General features: G+C 67.9%; 10 protein-coding genes and 1 pseudogene. 5 read left to right on the top strand and 6 right to left on the bottom strand.

The features are described from left to right. Positions 1 to 30: 30 nt before the first annotated feature. Both Q0996_RS03575 and Q0996_RS03570 read right to left on the bottom strand, forming a co-directional pair. Positions 31 to 2775 carry an aminotransferase class I/II-fold pyridoxal phosphate-dependent enzyme gene (locus Q0996_RS03575; protein WP_299616071.1) on the bottom strand — a complete coding sequence of 915 codons (2745 nt, stop codon included), beginning with the start codon at positions 2773 to 2775 and terminating at the stop codon, positions 31 to 33. 94 nt (positions 2776 to 2869) lie between these two features. Then, positions 2870 to 3808 (bottom strand): carbon-nitrogen hydrolase family protein, encoded by a 939-nt coding sequence (locus Q0996_RS03570; RefSeq protein ID WP_299616069.1) that lies wholly within the window; start codon positions 3806 to 3808, stop codon positions 2870 to 2872. A 272-nt stretch (positions 3809 to 4080) separates the two neighbouring features. Here Q0996_RS03570 and Q0996_RS03565 point away from each other — a divergent pair, with 272 nt between their 5' ends. The 4 genes from Q0996_RS03565 to Q0996_RS03550 all read left to right on the top strand — a co-directional run bounded on the left by Q0996_RS03565 (position 4081) and on the right by Q0996_RS03550 (position 12590). Then, positions 4081 to 5727 carry an NAD(P)-binding protein gene (locus tag Q0996_RS03565; RefSeq protein WP_299616067.1) on the top strand — a complete coding sequence of 549 codons (1647 nt, stop codon included), beginning with the start codon at positions 4081 to 4083 and terminating at the stop codon, positions 5725 to 5727. A gap of 85 nt (positions 5728 to 5812) precedes the next feature. Further along, on the top strand, positions 5813 to 9364 hold the full coding sequence (nifJ, locus tag Q0996_RS03560; RefSeq protein WP_322096632.1) for a pyruvate:ferredoxin (flavodoxin) oxidoreductase: 3552 nt from the start codon (positions 5813 to 5815) through the stop codon (positions 9362 to 9364). Positions 9365 to 9394: 30 nt separating this feature from the next. After that, positions 9395 to 10408, top strand: a complete 1014-nt coding sequence (locus Q0996_RS03555) for a dihydroorotate dehydrogenase-like protein (RefSeq protein ID WP_299616064.1) — start codon at positions 9395 to 9397, stop codon at positions 10406 to 10408. Between the two features lie 166 nt (positions 10409 to 10574). Continuing rightward, positions 10575 to 12590, top strand: coding sequence for an acetate--CoA ligase family protein (locus Q0996_RS03550; protein WP_299616062.1), 2016 nt, complete (start codon positions 10575 to 10577; stop codon positions 12588 to 12590). A 386-nt stretch (positions 12591 to 12976) separates the two neighbouring features. Here the strand turns inward: Q0996_RS03550 and Q0996_RS03545 are convergent, their stop codons facing one another. Together Q0996_RS03545 and trxB are read right to left on the bottom strand one after the other, a co-directional pair. After that, positions 12977 to 13867, bottom strand: coding sequence for a LysR family transcriptional regulator (locus tag Q0996_RS03545; protein WP_299616093.1), 891 nt, complete (start codon positions 13865 to 13867; stop codon positions 12977 to 12979). Between the two features lie 173 nt (positions 13868 to 14040). Further along, positions 14041 to 15027 (bottom strand): thioredoxin-disulfide reductase, encoded by a 987-nt coding sequence (gene trxB / locus Q0996_RS03540; RefSeq protein WP_299616060.1) that lies wholly within the window; start codon positions 15025 to 15027, stop codon positions 14041 to 14043. Positions 15028 to 15196: 169 nt separating this feature from the next. Between trxB and Q0996_RS03535 the strand changes: the two genes are divergently transcribed. Then, complete coding sequence (locus tag Q0996_RS03535) at positions 15197 to 15697, top strand: GNAT family N-acetyltransferase (RefSeq protein ID WP_299616058.1); 501 nt, start codon at positions 15197 to 15199, stop codon at positions 15695 to 15697. A gap of 10 nt (positions 15698 to 15707) precedes the next feature. On the opposite strand, the gene Q0996_RS03530 is transcribed toward Q0996_RS03535, so the two are convergent. Then, positions 15708 to 16943, bottom strand: coding sequence for an MFS transporter (locus Q0996_RS03530; RefSeq protein WP_299616056.1), 1236 nt, complete (start codon positions 16941 to 16943; stop codon positions 15708 to 15710). 318 nt (positions 16944 to 17261) lie between these two features. Next, positions 17262 to 18112, bottom strand: a pseudogene (locus tag Q0996_RS03525) (hypothetical protein); the annotation flags it as partial.

Genomic DNA, 18112 nt, shown 5'->3' with positions numbered 1-18112 from the left:
AGAACGTTTAGTCGGTCATTGCGAAGTAGCTCATTGGGCCGCCTGCAGCAGGCGGCTTTCGGCATGCTTGGCGAGCGCGTCCTCGGTGAACACCCGCAGGCCCAGGTCCGGGCGGTAGCCGTGGATCTCGTTGACGTCGAGGGCGCGCATGAAGGCGAGGATCTCCTCGGAGATCACCTGTCCCGGCACCAGGATCGGAAAGCCCGGCGGATAGGGAATGATGAAGGAGGCGGAGACCACCTCGCGGCCGCTCTCCATGGCCCGTTTGACGGAGCCGTCGAGCTCGAGATAGTCGCAGTTCTCCTCGTCGTAGGCGAGGAAGAAGGCCGCGCGCATGTCGCCCTCCGGCGTCGTCGCTCCGCTCGGCCGAAAGGCGTCGTGGAAGCGGCTGAAGTCCGGCAGCGGCGGCAGCTCCTTCATCAGGCTGGTGACCCGTCGGTCGAAGGCGCGGCGTTCCATCTTGGAGGCGTCGTCCAGCAGGTCGTCCAGTTCGTTGGCGATCTCCACCAGCACCTCGATCAGATAGGCGACGGAGGAGCGGGTGGTGCCGATGTTGGTCATGAAGAGCACGGTGTTGCGGGAGGTCTTGTTGATCTGGATGCCGTACTTGTCCATCAGGACCTTGGTCTTGAAGGTGTCGCCGTCCCAGCCGGTGCCGCCGACGGCGAGGGTCACCCGGGTGGCGTCCAGCACGAACTCGTCTTCGGCCCAGCATTCCCAGATGTCGTTCCAGCCCTGGCCGGGGTCGTAGTAGGAGGTGATGCCGCTCTCGCGGAACTCCGCCGGGATCATGTCGCCGGCGGTGAGCACCGAGAAGTACTTCTTGAGCAGCGGATGGGTGGCGATGGCGCGGCGCAGGGACATGGCCGCCTCGACCTGGCGCTGCACGAACTCGAAGCCCTCCAGCTCCACCTGGCGGCGGCCGACGTCCAGCGAGGCGATGATCTGGTAGTTCGGCGAAGTCGAGGTGTGGGTCATATAGGCCTCGTGGAAGGCCTGCTCCACCTCGCCTTTGAAGTCCTGATCGTTGACGTGGATCATCGAGCCCTGGCGCAGGGAGGTCAGGGTTTTGTGGGTCGACTGTGTGGCATAGACCCGCACCCGGGCATCCGGCGGCGGCAGCAGCCGGGCCTCCAGAATCGCGTCCTCGCCGGCGCCTTTCAGCGCCTCCTGCTGGGCGGCATAGGCCGCGGCGTGCTCGGGCCGGCGCAGGTCCTCGCGCAGGTTGTTGGCGGCGTTCATGGCAGTGCGCTGGCGGTAGGTGGGCCCGAAGCGGGCAAAGGCAAACCAGGCCTCGTCCCAGAGGAAGATTAGGTCCGGCTTGATCGCCAGGCACTCGCGCATCACCCGCTCGACGTTGTAGACCAGCCCATCGAAGGTGCAGTTGGTGAGCAGCAGCATGCGCACGCGGTCAAGCTTGCCGGCCGCCTTCAGCTCCAGCAGGGTCTTCTTGATCTCGCGCAGCGGCACCGCTCCGTACATGGAGTAGTCGTTCAGGGGGTAGCTGTCGAGGTAGACCACCTGGGCGCCGGCCAGCACCATGCCGTAGTGGTGCGACTTGTGGCAGTCGCGGTCGACCAGCACGATGTCGCCGGGGCTGACCAGCGCCTGCACGACGATCTTGTTGCAGGTGGAGGTGCCGTTGGTGGCGAAGAAGGTCTGCTTGGCGCCGAAGGCGCGGGCGGCCAGTTCCTGAGCCTCCTTGATGGGGCCGTGGGGCTCCAGCAGGCTGTCGAGTCCGCCTGAGGTGGCGGAGGTCTCGGCCAGGAAGATGTTGGGGCCGTAGAAGGCGCCCATGTCCTGGATCCAGTGGGAGCGGCTGATGGACTTGCCGCGGCTGATGGGCATGGCGTGGAACACGCCGGTGGGCTGCTTGGAATACTCCTTCAGCGCGGTGAAGAAGGGCGTCTTGTAGCGGGCGTTGACGCCGCGCAGGATGTTGAGGTGCAGCTCCAGGAAGTCTTCCTGATTGTAGAACACCCGGCGGCAGCGGCCGAGGTCGCGCCCGGCGATGTCCTCCACCGAGCGGTCGGTGATCAGGTAGGCGTCCAGTTCCGGGCGCACCTTGGCGATTAACCGGCAGAGCTCGGGCCCAAGCTCCGCGTCCTCCAGGGACTCGACCGCCTCCGCGCCGCCGACGCGGTTTAGATAGCGGGTCAGGATCGGCAGGGCGTTGCGTGACTTCAGGGTCAACCCCGGGCGCGCCACAACGGCCTGGATGTTGTGGTTGAAGAGGATGCCGATCAGCGCGTCTTCCAGGCTCGGCACCAGCACCGTCTCGTAGACAAAGGGGTCCTCGGGTCGGCGCATGCGCTGCAGGCTGCCTTTCAGCCAGCGCTCCTGCTGTTCGGTGAGCTGGTCGACCAGCAGCACCTCGAAGTAGGGCTTGGTGAGGGCGCGGGCCTCCACGGAGAGGGTGGACTCGTCCTCCACCTCCTCGGCATCGCTTTCGTCGCGGGCAAGCGGCACGCTGCGTCGGCGGTAGGTGCCGGAGGTGAGGGCGCGCACCACCCGGCGCACGGAAAAGGCGAGATCGTCCCAGTTGCGGTGCGCCAGTTGCCGGCGCAGATGGTCGAAGGCGGCGACGCCGGGGAAGGCCCAATAGGTCTCGATGGGGCTGAGCGCGTCGAAGAGCTGCTCGGCCTGTCTGGTCAGGCGTTCGGCATCGGCGCCGCTGCCGTCGCACTGGGTCAGCCGGTCCGCCGTTTCGCGCAGCGCGGACCATCGGTCCGAGCGCAGCTGGACGGCGCTGTAATAGTCGCTAATCGAATGCATCGTTATGCGGTCTCCCTGCCCTTTTGGGGGGATCTTCGTCCCCCTCTTCAACGACCGCTTCGTCTGCCCCCCAACGGGCCCTAGCCGCCCGGGGTCATGCGGTCTTTACCTCTTTGATCCCTCCAGCCGCTTCGTTCAGCGCGCTGCGCGGATCGGCGGCATCCAGGCCCGCCGCAGAGCCCTGGGCCGGCACCTCCAGAGGCCCGAGGGTCTGAAGGTAGGCATCGGTCCCGCTGCCGCGGTCATAGACCGGAAAGTCCACCGGCCGGTCGCGGAACGACTTCAGCACCTGGCCCAGGCCGCGCAGGCCGGTTTCGCGCTGGCGGCGCACCTGGTCGAGATCGATTTCGAAGGGGAAGAGATCCTCCTGCCCGGCGGACTGGTGCAGCACCGTGGCCGAAGGGTCGATGACGCAGGAGCGTCCGACGCCGCCGGCCCCCAGGCCGTTGACGTCGAAGACGTAGCACTGGAACTGGGCGGCGGTGGCCCGGGCGATGGCCAGTTCCGCGTCGCGGTCGCTGGTGCCGGTCAGCACGGGGTGCAGCAGCACCTCGACGCCCTGGCTGGTGAGCTGGCGCGTGGTCTCCGGGAACCAGATATCATAGCAGATGGAAAGGCCGAAACGGCCCACCTGGGGCACGTCGAAGACGCAGAACTCGGTGCCGGCGCTCACATCGGCCTCGTAGGGCCGGAAGGGGAACATCTTGCGGTACTTGGCGACGATCTCCCCGGCCGGGTTGATCACCACGGCGGTGTTGTAGATCTGGCCGTCCTCGGCCCGCTCGAACATCGACCCGGGGATCAGCCAGACCCCGTGGCGCCGCGCGTCCTCGCAGAAACTATCGATCACCTCGTTGGGGAAGGGCTGGGCGTAGCGGGTCAGCGGCCCGAAGGGCGCCAGTTCGCTGAACAGGACCATCTGGGTCCAGGGAAAGCGCGCCATCAGAACATCCAGCCGGTGGCGCATCTCCTTGACGTTGTCGTGCACCGCGGCGACGTGCATCTGCACGCCGGCAATCGCAAAAGGGGTCATATAGGATCGGTATCCATTCAGCCTGTCAGGGGCCCTAGGGTAACCGCCCAGCCAGGGGGATACCAGCCTCTCCTCGGGCCTTCGGCGGCCCCGGATTCCGGACCCTTGATCAGGATCAATGCGCGGAAAGGGCCCGGGATCGATGCTCCGGGCAGCACGCGTGGGGCTACGGCACCACGGCCACAAAATGGACCGAAGGCAGCATTGCCGGAGGTGCCGCCGGGGCTCCGGCGGGCCGATACGGTCCTTCCTGGACAGGTGGGGATGGTGTGATGGCGAACCCGAGTGACCTGACGCGACCGCCGGATCTGACGCGGGAGCGCCGCACCGGCCCCTTCCGCACCCAGCGCCCGGTCTACCGCGATCTCCTGCCGCCCTGCAACGACGCCTGCCCGGCGGGCGAGAACATTCAGGCCTGGCTCGATGCCGCCCAGGCCGGGCGCTTCGAGGAGGCCTGGCGCATCCTCACCCGTGATAACCCCATGCCCGCCGTCCACGGCCGCGTCTGCTATCACCCCTGCGAGTCTGCCTGCAACCGCAAGCACCTGGACCAGCCGGTCAGCATCCATGCGGTGGAACGCTTTCTCGGCGACCTCGCCCTGGAGTCCCGCTGGGCCTTCAAGCCCGGCCAGCCCAGCGACAAGCGCGTGCTCGTCGTCGGCGCCGGGCCCAGCGGTCTCTCCGCCGCCTATCACCTGGCCCGTCTCGGCCATGAGGTGACGATCCACGAGGCCGGGCCGGTGGCCGGCGGCATGATGCACTTCGGCATCCCCGCCTATCGCCTGCCGCGCGATACCCTGGAGGCCGAGGTGGCGCGCATCGCCGCCATGGGTGTGGTCATGGTCTTCGACCACAAGGTGGAGGATCTGCTGGCCGAACAGGCGGCCGGCGGCTTCGATGCCATCTTCGTCGCCGTCGGGGCGCACCTCAGCCGGCGCACCAACATCCCGGCCCGCGATGCCGGCGCCATCCTCGACGCGGTGAGCTTCCTGCGCGGCGTCGACGCGGGGGAAGCGCCCAAGCTGGGGCGCCGGGTCGCCGTCTACGGCGGCGGCAACACGGCCATGGATGCGGCGCGCACCGCCAAGCGCCTTGGCGCCGACGAGGCGCTGATCGTCTACCGGCGCGACCGCGAGCACATGCCGGCCCACGACTTCGAGGCGCAGGACGCTCTGGAAGAGGGCGTCAAGATCCATTGGCTGCGCACCATCAAGGCCATCGACCGCACCCGCTTCACGGTGGAGCGCATGGAGATCGGCGAGGACGGGCGCCCGCGGCCGACCGGGGAGCTCGAGACCCTGGAGGCCGACAGCCTGATCCTCGCGCTGGGGCAGGAGAGCGACACCGCCTTCATGCGCGGCATCCCGGGGGTCGAGTTCCAGGACGACGGGACGGTGCTGGTCGACCACAGCATGATGACCGGCTATCCCGGGCTCTTCGCCGGCGGCGACATGGTGCCGGCGGAGCGCACGGTGACGGCCGCCGTGGGTCACGGCAAGAAGGCGGCCCGCCACATCGACGCCTGGCTGCGCAAGGAGGTCTACCGGAGATCGCCGAAGCATGCCCTTGCCGGCTATGAGAAGCTGCACGTCTGGTACTCCACCGACGCGCCGCAGAAACCCCAGGAGCATCTCCAAGCGGAGACCCGCGCCGAATCCTTCGAGGAGATCGTCAAGGGTCTCAGCGAGACCGAGGCCACCTACGAGGCGCGGCGCTGTCTGTCCTGCGGCAACTGCTACGAATGCGACGGCTGCTACGGCGCCTGTCCGGAATCGGCCATCAGCAAACTGGGCCGCGGCCGGGGCTATCAGGTCAACGACGACCTCTGCACCGGCTGTGCCGTCTGCTACGAGCAGTGCCCCTGCCACGCCATCGAGATGGTGCCGCAGACCGGCGACGTGACCGTCGCTGCCGGCTGAACCCGACAGAGAGAACCGGAACGCCGAGATGCCGAACGAAACCCCGTTGCAGGAAGGCCTGACAGAGGCGGCGGCAGCGCCGGCGATGGCCACCATCGACGGCAACGAGGCCGTGGCCTCCGTCGCCTACCGAGTGAACGAAGTCTGCGCCATCTATCCGATCACCCCCTCTTCGCCCATGGCCGAGCTGGCCGACCAGTGGGCCATCGAGGGGCACACTAACATTTGGGGCAACATTCCCGACATCGCCGAGATGCAGAGCGAGGGCGGGGCCGCCGGCGCCCTCCACGGCGCGCTGCAGACCGGGGCGCTGACCACCACCTTCACGGCCTCCCAAGGCCTGCTGCTGATGATCCCCAACATGTACAAGATCGCCGGCGAGTTGACGGCGGCGGTCTTTCATGTGGCGGCGCGCTCGCTGGCGGCCCAGGCGCTGTCGATTTTCGGCGATCATTCCGATGTCATGGCCGCACGCACCACCGGCTTCGCGCTGCTCGGCTCCGCCTCGGTGCAGGAAGCCCACGACCTGGCGCTCATCGCCCAGGCCGCGACCCTGGAAGCGCGGGTGCCCTTCGTCCATTTCTTCGACGGCTTTCGCACCTCCCACGAGGTGAACAAGATTGCCCTGATCTCGGATGCCGAGATCCGGTCGATGATCGACGATGACCTGGTGCGCGCCCATCGCCGCCGGGCGCTCGATCCCGACGCGCCACTGATTCGCGGCACGGCCCAGAACCCGGACGTCTACTTCCAGGCGCGGGAGACCGTGAACCCCTTCTATGCGGCCGTGCCCGCGGTGGTGGAGGGGGCCATGGCGCGCTTTGCCGCGCTGACCGGGCGCCGCTACGGCTTGTTCGACTATACCGGGCCGGAGGACGCCGAGCGGGTCATCGTGGTGATGGGCTCCGGCGCCGAGACCGTGGCGGAGACCGTGGCCCACCTTGCTGCCGAAGGGGAAAAGGTGGGGGTGATCCAGGTCCGCCTCTACCGGCCCTTCTCCGCGGCGCACCTGCTTGCCGCCCTGCCGGCCACGGTGAAAGCCGTCGCCACCCTCGACCGCACCAAGGAACCGGGGGCGCCGGGCGAACCGCTCTACCAGGACGTGGTGACCAGCCTCGCCGAGGCGGCGGCGCGCGGGACGCTGCCGATGGACGCCATGCCGCGGGTCATCGGCGGCCGCTACGGGCTCTCGTCCAAGGAGTTCACGCCGGCGATGGTGAAGGCGGTCTTCGCGGAACTCGCCGAGCCGATGCCGAAGGCCCATTTCACCGTCGGCATCCGCGACGACGTCTCCGGCACCAGCCTGGACTACGACCCGGCCTTTGCCATCGAGCCGCAAGGCAATCACCGGGCCATGTTCTTCGGCCTCGGCGCCGACGGCACCGTGGGCGCCAACAAGAACACCATCAAGATCATCGGCGAGGATCCCGGCCTCCACGCCCAGGGCTACTTCGTCTACGACTCCAAGAAGTCCGGCTCGCAGACCGTCTCTCACCTGCGCTTCGGCCCGGAGCCGATCCATGCCCCCTACCTGGTGCAGTCCGCCAATTTCGTGGCCTGCCATCAGTTTCACTTCGTCGACAGCGTCGACCTCTTGGCCCGCGCGGCGCCGGGGGCGGTGTTCCTGCTGAACAGCCCCTACGGCCCCGAGGCGGTCTGGGACCACCTGCCGCGCGCCCTGCAGCGGGAGATCATCGACAAGTCCATCGCCTTTCATGTCATCGACGCTTACAAGGTCGCCCGGGAAGCCGGCCTCGGCAGCCGCATCAACACCATCATGCAGACCTGCTATTTCGCCCTTGCCGAGGTGATCCCGCCGGACCAGGCGATCGAGCGGATCAAGACCGCGACCCGCAAGACCTACGCCCGGAAGGGCGGCGAGGTGATCCGCCGGAACTTCGCCGCCATCGACGAGGCCCTGGCCCATCTCTATCGGGTGGAGGTGCCTGCCGCGCCCACGGCCGGGCGCGAGAGCCCGCCCATCGTGCCCGCGGAGGCGCCGGACTTCGTGCAGCAGGTCACCGCGGCGATGATGGCCGGGCGCGGCGACGAGCTGCCGGTCAGCGCCCTGCCGCAGGACGGCTCCTACCCCACCGGCACGGCAGCCTGGGAGCGCCGCAATCTCTCCCAGTTCGTGCCCGAGTGGGAGCCGGAGATCTGCATTCAGTGCGGCAACTGCAGCCTGGTCTGCCCGCACGGGGTGATCCGCGCCAAGTTCTATCACGAGCCGCACCTGGAGGTGGCGCCGGAGGGCTTCAAGTCGGCGATGATCGACGCCCGCGGCTTTCCGGAGACCCGCTACAGCCTGCAGATCTATCCCGACGCCTGCACCGGCTGTGCACTCTGCGTCGAGGTCTGTCCGGCCAAGAGCGCCAAGCGCACCGGGGTGAAGGCGATCAACATGACGGCGAAGGAGCCGATCCTCGAGCGCGAGCGCGAGAACCTCGCCTTCTTCGAGACCCTGCCGGTGAACGACCGCGCCCGGGTGGAGTTCTCCACCGTGCGCGGCGCCCAGTTCCTGGAGCCGCTGTTCGCCTTTTCCGGCGCCTGTGCCGGCTGCGGCGAGACCCCCTATCTGAAGCTCCTCTCCCAGCTTTTCGGCGACCGGCTGATCGTCGCCAATGCCACCGGCTGCTCGTCGATCTACGGCGGCAACCTGCCCACCACGCCCTGGTCGAAGAACGAGGACGGCTGCGGGCCCGCCTGGTCCAACTCCCTCTTCGAGGACAATGCCGAGTTCGGCTTCGGCTTTCGCCTGGCGGCGGACAAGCATCTGGATCTCGCCCGCGCGCTGCTGGATGACCTGCGCAGGGAGGTCGGCGAGGAGCTGGCCGATGCGGTGCTCTCCGCCTCGCAACGCACCGAGTCCGAAATCCGGGCCCAGCGCCTGCGCGTCGGCGCGCTGAAGGAGCGGCTGGGCGCCCTCGAGGGCGAAGCGGCGCGGAACCTGCTCTCCGTCGCCAACCACCTGGTCCGCCGCAGCATCTGGATTGTCGGCGGCGACGGCTGGGCCTACGACATCGGTTCCGCCGGGCTCGACCACGTGCTGGCCAGCGGGCGCAACGTCAACGTGCTGGTGCTGGATACCGAGGTCTACTCCAACACCGGCGGGCAGATGTCCAAGGCCACGCCCATCGGCGCCACGGCGAAGTTCGCCGCCGGCGGCAAGGCGGTGGGCAAGAAGGACCTGGCCCTCCAGGCGATCTCCTACGGCAACGTCTATGTCGCGCGCGTCGCCATGGGCGCCAACCCGCAGCAGACCCTGCTGGCCTTCCGCGAGGCCGAGGTCTACGAGGGGCCCTCCCTGATCCTCGCCTACAGCCACTGCATCGCCCATGGCATCAACATGCAGAAGGGTCTCGACCAGCAGCACCTCGCGGTGCAGAGCGGCTACTGGCCGCTGCTGCGCTACAACCCGGCGCTGCGGCCCTCCGGCCAGAACCCCTTTGTGCTGGATTCCCAGCGGCCCAAGATCCGGCTCAAGGACTATGCCTACAACGAGCTGCGCTACCGCATGCTGAGCCACGCCAACCCGGAGGTCGCCGAAACGCTGATGGCGAGAGCGCAGGAGGCGGTGGAGCGCAAGTGGAGCGTCTATGAGGAGATGGCGCTGGGCGGCGCCGAAGCGCGCGGCTGATCGGCCAGTGAGGGTAAGAGGAAGACTGAGATGAACCTCTCGACACGCTACATGGGCCTCGACCTGCAGCACCCCGTGGTCGCTTCGGCCTCGCCGCTGTCGTCCAGCCTGGACGGGATCAAGCGGCTGGAGGACGGCGGCGCGGCGGCGGTGGTGATGTTCTCGCTGTTCGAGGAACAGCTCCAGCAGGAGATGGCCTCGGTCGAGCACCTGACTGCGGTCGGCGCCGAGAGCTTTGCCGAGTCCCTCAGCTACTTCTCCGCCATCGACGACTATCATGTCGGCCCGGACCGCTATCTCGATCTGGTCTGCCGCGCCGCCGAGGCGGTGGACATCCCGGTCATCGCCAGCCTCAACTGCGTGACCCCGGAAGGCTGGAGCGACTATGCCCATCTGCTTTCCGAGAGCGGGGCCAGCGGCATCGAGCTCAACGTCTACTACCTGCCCGCCGACCCGGATATGAGCGGGGAGGCGGTGGAACAGCGTTACCTGGACGCGCTCACCGCCGCGAAGGCCGCCTCCGTGGTGCCGGTAGGGCTTAAGATCAGCCCCTACTTCAGCGCGGTGGCGCACATGGCCCGGCGCTTCGAGGCGGCGGGGGCCGACGGGCTCGTGCTCTTCAACCGCTTCTACCAGCCGGACTTCGATCTGGACGAACTGGCCGTGGCCCCCGACCTGCAACTGAGCGAGGCCGAGGAAATCCGCCTGCCGCTGCGCTGGATCGCCATGCTGCACGGCCGCATCGGCGTGCCGCTGGCGGCCACCACCGGCGTTCAGGGCCCGCCGGAGGTGATCAAGTACCTGCTGGCCGGCGCCGATGCGGTGATGACCACCTCCGCGCTGCTGCGCCACGGCCCGGCTTACTGCCGCAGCCTGGTGGAGGGGCTCGCCGAATGGATGGACCGGCGCGGCTATGACAGCGTTGCCGAGATGAAGGGCGCCCTCAGCCAGCAGCGGGTCGCCGACCCCACCGCCTTTGCGCGGGCCAACTACATCCGCATGCTGGAAGGCTGGAAGAACCCCTACCTGCTCTCCGGCACCTGAAAGCTGCGGGGAGTCTCAAGTCGCGCCCGCGGACGGCCGACGCGACTACAGATCCAAAGCCATCAACTGCTGATTAATCTGGGTGTTGTAGAATGCCCGGACACCACTATGATTTGTGTCGATTGCATGCCGTCACAACCGGGATCCTCCAGAGGCAAAGGAACCAATGGCGCGGTCTGACTTCGCCCACTTCCTGTCCGCACCGAACATCTTCGCCGACTGCGGCCTTATCATCCTCTCGGCGGCGGCGGTGCGGGATATCCCGATTCCCGGATCGGCCGCCGCCTTCCTTCGCCAGGTCGAAGAGTTTCTCGACCGGGCGCTGCCTGACAGCGCCCGCATCCGCTTTCCCGGCGGCACCTTTGCCCTTGGCGAGGGCGCGGAACCGGCGCTCGCCGACATCCTGGCCCGCGCCATGCTGAAGCTGCAGCGCGGCGCCGGTTACGAGGTCGCCCGCTATCGGCTGGTCAACGCCGCGCCGGCTCTGCGCGGCGACTATCTGGCGGTCGAATGTGCCAATCGCTCGTCTTCCGTCCTCTTGGTGGATTTGGCCTTCGATCTCGTGGAGGGACTGTCGAAGCGCGCGGCGGGCGATCTGGAGGAGAACGAAGAACGCTGGCTGCGCAGCCGGGTCGCCAGCTACCCGGAAACCGACAGGCAGCACGGCGGATCCCAGACCTTCCGGCTGGTGATCGCCGCTGCGCGGAAACGCGGCATCCCGATCGCCAGCCCGCTGCCGAAAGAGGACTTCCTCTACCTCGGGCACGGCGCCAGGCGCCGACCCGTCCTGCAGCACTTTCCCGCCGGCACGGACTTCACCAGCGTCAAGTTCAGTGTCAACAAGTGGGCCTCCGCGAAACTGCTGTGCGATGCCGGTCTTCCGGGGCCTCAGAACCGCCTGGTGCTGAACGAGAACCAAGCGGTCGCCGCGGCGGAGGCCCTGGGATATCCGGTTGTCGTGAAGCCGAACCGCAGCGACTATGGCATCGGGGTTCACGTGAAGCTGCAGAACGCGGAAGAGGTGCGCACCGCCTTTCAGCTCTGCAGCCTCCACGGGGAGGTCCTGGTCGAGCGCTTCGTCGAGGGCGACAACCACCGCCTGCTGGTGATGTATGGGACCTTCGTGGCGGCGGTGCGCCAACACCCGGCACAGGTGACCGGCAACGGCAAGGACACGCTGCGCGCGCTCGTCGAGCAGGTGAACGCGACGCGGACGGATGAACTCACGGCGAGGCTCCGCAAGATCGTCGTCGATGACGACGCCTTGAGGACTCTCAAAGCCCAGGGCTATGGCCTCGACGACGTTCCCGAAGCCGGCGCCAAGGTAAAGCTGCGCTTTCAGTCCAATCTTTCCGTGGGCGGCATGCCCGAAACGATCTCCCACCAGGTCCACCCCGACAACCGGGACCTGGCCCTGCGGGCAGCGCGGGTGATGGGGCTGGAGGTCGCCGGGATCGATTTCGTCATCCCGGACATCGCCCGTTCCTGGATGGATGGCGGCGGCGGCATCGTCGAAATCAACTCGACACCGGGGTTCCTGATGGGCCTGCCGGAGGGCGCCTTGGAAGAGCGCTTTATCGCCGGCCTGTTCCCCGAGGGCGACGATGGGCGCATCCCGGTGGTCTACTTGATCGAGGAGGCCGGCGAGGGCGCCTTGTTGGAGGCGGTCGGCCGCCTGCTGCGGGACGGCGGCTACCAGGTGGCCCTGGCGACGGGCGAAGGGGTCAGCCTCGACGGCAGGCCCCTGACCAAGGCGAAGGCCTCGCTGGCCCAGAGGCTGCGGGTGGCCTTTGCCGACCCGCTGGTCACGGCTGTGGTGGTCCGGGCCAGCTTGCCGGAAATCGTGCGGGAGGGCCTCGGCGTCGAGCGCTGTAGCCTTGCAGTCTTCGGCCCGGGCGGGCCCTCCAGGGCGGCGGACCAGCCGTCTCTGGCCGCCGCCGGCCTCTTGGCCCGTGCCGCCGACTGCATCGTTCTGGGGACAGACGGTACCGCCCTGCACGCGGCGGCGATGGAGGGTCAAGCTCCAGCCAAGCTGCTGCCGGTAGAGGCGGGCGCGGAGGGTGTTGGCAACGAGCCCTGGCTGAGCGCCATCGGCCAGGCCCTGCAGCGCAGCGGCGTGCTGGCCCCAAGTCCGGTCGCCGAGCCCTCATCAGCATCACTCTCCGCCCTGGCCGGTGAGTGAAGCGATTGGGCGTGAGGGGCTGGTGCCCGAAAGAAAAATGCCGGGCCGCGAGGGCCCGGCAAGTTGAACAGGGAGGCTTCACGTCTGGGAGACGTAGGACCTGACGTGAGGCGGGAAACCTCAAAGGGTCAGGCCCTTCTCCGAGCGGGGGGCGCTCGGAACTGGAATTCGGCGGGGGGATGCCGAAAATCTCGGAGGATGCTGCATCGCAACATCCGATGAGTTGAAGATAGGGATTTGAGGTTATTTTACTACATACATCTGGGCAGTGGTGATATGCGGACCCTGCATAGCTGGCCAAGACTTTGAAATATTTGTGAAATCTGGCTACGTCCGGCAGCCCCGGCGGCGGATTTGGCGCGGACCGCCCTATCGCCGGCAGGTGTTCAGAATTTCGATTCTGCAACCTTGCGTAGCAGGAAATCCCGGAACACAGAGATGCGCTTAGAGCGCCTCATCTCTTCGGCGTAGACGAAATAGGCATCGAATTGGGGGCCTGTGAGGTCCGGCAGGATCTCCACCAGGTCGGCATTGCTGGAGCTCATGTACTCCGGCAGGGCGCCGATGCCGGCGCCGGACTGCACCGCTTTCATCACCCCATAGACGTTGTTCACCGTCATGGTCGGGCGGCGCAGCTGGCCGTCCTTGTAGCCGACCCTGAGCAGCCAGTTGACGTCGGGCACCGGCGGGCGCACGTCCTCGCCGTAGACCACGATGCGGTGCTTATCCAGTTCCTCGGCCGTCTGCGGCACGCCGTGCTTCTTGATGTAGCTGGCCGCGGCATAGATGTGCATGTGCACGGTCATCAGGTGGCGCTGGATTAGGTCCGCCTGGCGCGGCGGGGAGAAACGAATCGCCAGATCGGCTTCCCGCATGGAGAGGTCGACCTCCCGGTCCAGCAGCAGCAGGTGGCACTCGATTTCCGGATAGACGTCGATGAACTCGTGCATGCGCGGGGACAGCCACTGTGAGCCGAAGGCCACGGTGGTGGTGATCTTCAAGGGGCCCTTGGGGCGGTCCTTGCTCTCGGTGAGCTGGGCCTCGGTCATGGCCAGCTTGCCGAAGACCTCGTGGGCCGTGCGGTAGAGCAGCTCGCCCTGCTCGGTGAGGATCAGGCCGCGGGCATGTCGGTGGAACAGCGGTACCTTCAGGCTGTCTTCCAGGGCCGAGATCTGCCGGCTGACCGCCGACTGGCTGAGGTTCAACAGCTCGCCGGCATGGGTGAAGCTGCCCGCCTCCGCCACCGCGTGGAAGATGCGCAGCTTGTCCCAGTCCATGATGGTGGCGCCCAGGCCCCGCTTCTGGGGCAGGCCAACATCGTCCAGCAAGGTTGCCTCCATACAACGACCGGCCGCCCGTCGGGCTGACGGGTCTGCCGGGATCTCAAGATGTCAGGGCCGGTCTGTTCCGGAAAATCGACCGCCAGTATAGTTCAGCGCCCGCGGCGAGGCTATTCCGCCGCTTGCGATGCCGAATCTTCCATTTCCGCCAAGTACTTCTCGGCTTCCAGCGCGGCCATGCAGCCCATCCCGGCCGCCGTTACCGCCTGGCGGAAGACCTTGTCGACGCAGTCCCCGGCGGCGAAGACGCCGGGCACCGAGGTGCCGGTAGCGCCGGCTTCGGCCAGCAGGTAGCCCTCCGCGTCCATCGCCAGCTTATCCTTGAAGACGGCGGTGGCCGGGTCGTGACCGATGGCGATGAAGACGCCCTCGCAGGGGACCTCGCTCAGCGCCCCGGTCTGGGTGTCGCGCAGGCGCACCGCCTCGACCCCGTCCATGGGCCCGTCGCCGCCCAGGATGTCGTCGACCCCGGCGTTCCAGCGCACCTCGATCTTGGGATTGCGGAACAGCCGGTCCTGGCCGATCTTCTCGGCGCGCAGCGCGTCGCGGCGGTGAACCAGCGTCACCTTGGAACAGATGTTGGCGAGGTAGAGGGCCTCCTCCACGGCGGTGTTGCCGCCGCCGACCACCACGACCTCCTTGTCGCGGTAGAAGAAGCCGTCGCAGGTGGCACAGGCGGAAACGCCGCGGCCGTTGAATTTTTGCTCCCCGGCGATCCCCAGCCAGCGGGCCTGGGCGCCGGTGGCGACGATCACCGCATCGGCGGTATAGACCGCGCCGCTGTCGCCCTTGCAGACGAAGGGGCGCTGGCCGAAGTCCACCTCGGTGACGATGTCGGAGATCAGCTCGGTGCCCACGTGCTCGGCCTGCTTTTGCATCTGCTCCATCAGCCAGGGGCCCTGGATGACGTCGGCGAAGCCCGGGTAGTTCTCCACGTCGGTGGTGATGGTCATCTGCCCGCCGGGCTGCAGCCCGTGCACCAGCACCGGGCTCAGGTTGGCCCGCGCGGTATAGATCGCCGCGGTGAGCCCGGCGGCGCCGGAGCCGATGATGAGAACCTTGCTGTGCCGCGCCTGGCTGTGGCCGTCTTGCGCCATTGGGGGGACTCCTGACTGGGATTCTCCCAGAACATAGAGAGCCGTCGGGGGCGCCGCAAGGTGGCGGAAATCCAAAGCTGGGGACGAATTCCGACGGCTTGACGCGGCCGCCAAGGCCTTGGATCGTGTGGCCCGCCGCCTTCCATTATCACCGCGCTGAGACCGAGCGATGAACTGTACGATCAGAACGGCTGCGCCGCAGGACCGGGACCGTCTGGTCGAGCTGATGCGCCAGCTCAATCACAGTGAAAACGCCATCGACGGCGATCGGCGCCTCGACCGGTCAGGGGCAGACGAATCCTTGCAGGCTTCCGAAAGGCAGGTGGCGAAGACCGACGGCCTGATCCTGGTCGCCGAGGTCGAGGGCAAGGTCGCCGGCTTTCTCACCCTGACCTTCGAGGAGGGCCCGGTCTATCTGATCCCGGAGGAACGGCCTTATGCCCACATCGGCGACCTGGCGGTGGACGAGGGCCTGCGGCGCCGCGGTATCGGCCGGGCGCTGATGACGGCAGCCGAAGCGGAAGCCATGAAGCGCGGCTATCACCAGATCCTCATCGGGGTGCTGGCGGGCAACGTCGCCGCCGAAGCGGCCTATGCGCGCCAGGGCTTCCGTCCGCTGGGCCACAACCTCATCAAGCGGATCGGCTCGCCGCCGTCCAAGGGCGACTAGCGGGTCGGGATCATTCCCGCGCCTCGGGGTTGAGGCGGCTGGCCACCGGGGTCGCGGTGTGGCCCACCGGCAGGGCGGTGCCCGTCTCGGCGACGGGGCGCGTGCCCAGGGCAAGGCGGGTGACGGCCAGGATGGCGGTGGCGGCCTGCAGCACCGCCAGGCAGTAGAACAGCGCCGGGGCGCCCAGGTGGGTGATGGAGAGACCGCCGGCCAGGGGCCCGAGGACGATCCCGAAGTTCATCACCAGCACCAGCGCGCCGGAGGCCGCCACCATCTGGGCCGGCGCCAGGCGGTCGTTGCAGTGGGCCACCCCCAGGGAATAGAGCGGCAGCATGAAGGCGCCCATCAGGGCGATGGCGCCGAACAGCCAGCCGCCGGGGGCCAGGGTCTCGCTGCCGAGGCCGAGGGCGAGGCTCGCCAGGAAGGCGAGGGCGGCGGCCCCGGCTATGACGAGGCGCCGGTCGATGCGGTCGGAGAGGGCGCCCAGGGGAAACTGCGCCAGCATGCCGCCCAGGGTGCCGGCGGCCACCAGCAGGCCCACCTGGTCGCCGGCCAGGCCGATGGCGACGCCGAAGAGCCCCAGCCCAACGTAGAAGGCGCCCTGGGAGAGGCCGCTGAGGAAGCTCACCGAGAGACCCAGGGGCGAGATGCGGAACAGCGCGGCCACCGAAAGCCGCGCCGGCGCCTCGAAGTCCTGGCCCTGGCGGGCCGAGAGCAGCATGGGCACCAGGGCGAGGGAGATGAGGATCGAGACGATGACGAACAGCAGGTTGCCCTCGCTGTCGGGGATGTAGAGCAGCATCTGGCCGAGGGCCGCGCCGCCGGTCTGGGTGATGAAATAGACGGAGAGCAGGGCGGCGCGGGTCTGGTTGTCGGCGCGGCCGTTCAGCCAGCTTTCCGAGACTACGTAGAGCCCGGGAAAGCAGAAGCCGGCGAGCCCGCGCATGGCCGCCCAGCTATAGGGGTCGGCGGTCACCATGTGGACCAGCGCCGAGATGGAACAGAGGGAGGCCAGTGCCCCGAAGCTGCGGATGTGCCCCACCGCCGCGACGATGCGCGGCGCCACCAGACAGCCGAAGAGGGCGGCCAGGGGATAGGCCGCCTGCATGAAGGTGATCTCGGTCTGGGTGAAGCCGAGGTCGGTGGCGCGCAGGGTGACCAGGGTCACCATCAGCCCGTTGCTCAGCATCAGCAGCAGCATGCCGAGAAACAGCGGCCAGGACTCGAGCACGGCACGGCGCAGCACCGAAAGGGGCTCCTTCAGCAAGGGTGAACGAAAAGCTGTCCCGCTCCCCTATCTGAGTTCCGGGGCTCTGCCAAGCTTAGTGAGGCGCCGGGAGTCCCCCTCACCCAGCTCCGGCTAAGCTCGCTCCCCTCGCCAAGCCTGCGCAGCCCTCTCCCACAGGGGGAGAGGGCTCCATTGGGCCGCACCAGCAAACCCTCTCCCCTCCGCGGGAGAGGGTTGCGAAGCCTTTGCGCGATCGAAGGTCGCGCTTAGGCGAAGCTGGGTGAGGGGGAAATGCCGCCGCATCGGGCGTTTACCGGAGGGCTACCGGCAGCGTCCCTAAAACCCGAACATGTGGTCGAAGGAAAAGGCTGTCTCGCCGTTGGTCAGGCCGTGGTAGCCGAAGAGGCGGCAGGTCTGGTCGCGGATGATGACGTAGCCCTCGGGGCCGGCGGTTGCCAGATCGGTGGCTGAGAAGTAATCCGCCGGGCGCCAGAGGAGGGAGCCGCCGCAGGCGATGCGCACCTCGTGCTCGGCCACCAACCGGCCCGCCTTGTCGTGCAGCATCAGGGTGGTGCGGCTACTCTCGTGCCAGGGGGTCGAGGCCGGATAGATCAGGTGGCAGAGCGGCTCGTAGGGCGCCGGTCCGAAGGAGAGGAAGAGGCGGGTGGAGAGCCCCGGCGCGCGCCCGGCGTAGGACTGGGGCTCGTTCCTGTAGGTCATCACGGTGTTGAAGACGTGGGCGCCGAAGGAGGTCTCGGCGATGTGGCCGGAAGCCTTGTCCTCATAGCGGAAGAGCCCGTGCAGCCAGCCGTCGGCCTCTCCGCCCTCGGCGAAGTCGTAGACCAGTTCCATGTGGCCCCAGTCAATGTCCTCACCGTCCAGGATCTCGGCCACGTCCACCAGGGTGGCATGGCCGCGCGGCAGCTTGCCGAGGCGCTTGGCGCCGATCTCCCGCCCCTCCGGGTCGTAGGCGAGGAGGGCGAGCGGCAGGTTCTCCTGACAGGTCGACATGGGCGTCGGCAGGGCCAGCGAGCGGAAGCGTGCCCGCGGCAGGATCGGCGCCGGCAGGATGAAGCCCTTGCCCAGCAGGTTCGCCAGTTCGGGAATGCGCGGGTCGGGCTTCAGGTCGACCCGTTCCACATTGGCGTGGGCGATCCGGCTGCGCGGCGGGGTCATTGCGCCGTTGG

The sequence above is a fragment of the Pelagibius sp. genome, from assembly GCF_028289705.1.
Taxonomy (GTDB): domain Bacteria; phylum Pseudomonadota; class Alphaproteobacteria; order Kiloniellales; family Kiloniellaceae; genus Pelagibius.
Note: the sequence above shows the minus strand (reverse complement) of the source record. Positions and strands in the feature narration are given on the sequence as shown.

Excerpts from the sequence above, each read along its gene's own strand:
- Q0996_RS03570 (WP_299616069.1), bottom strand. The coding sequence starts at position 3,808 with ATGACCCCTTTTGCGATTGCCGGCGTGCAGATGCACGTCGCCGCGGTG.
- Q0996_RS03575 (WP_299616071.1), bottom strand. The coding sequence starts at position 2,775 with ATGCATTCGATTAGCGACTATTACAGCGCCGTCCAGCTGCGCTCGGAC.
- nifJ (WP_322096632.1), top strand. The coding sequence starts at position 5,813 with ATGGCCACCATCGACGGCAACGAGGCCGTGGCCTCCGTCGCCTACCGA.
- Q0996_RS03545 (WP_299616093.1), bottom strand. The coding sequence starts at position 13,867 with ATGGACTGGGACAAGCTGCGCATCTTCCACGCGGTGGCGGAGGCGGGC.
- trxB (WP_299616060.1), bottom strand. The coding sequence starts at position 15,027 with ATGGCGCAAGACGGCCACAGCCAGGCGCGGCACAGCAAGGTTCTCATC.
- Q0996_RS03550 (WP_299616062.1), top strand. The coding sequence starts at position 10,575 with ATGGCGCGGTCTGACTTCGCCCACTTCCTGTCCGCACCGAACATCTTC.
- Q0996_RS03535 (WP_299616058.1), top strand. The coding sequence starts at position 15,197 with ATGAACTGTACGATCAGAACGGCTGCGCCGCAGGACCGGGACCGTCTG.
- Q0996_RS03555 (WP_299616064.1), top strand. The coding sequence starts at position 9,395 with ATGAACCTCTCGACACGCTACATGGGCCTCGACCTGCAGCACCCCGTG.
- Q0996_RS03565 (WP_299616067.1), top strand. The coding sequence starts at position 4,081 with ATGGCGAACCCGAGTGACCTGACGCGACCGCCGGATCTGACGCGGGAG.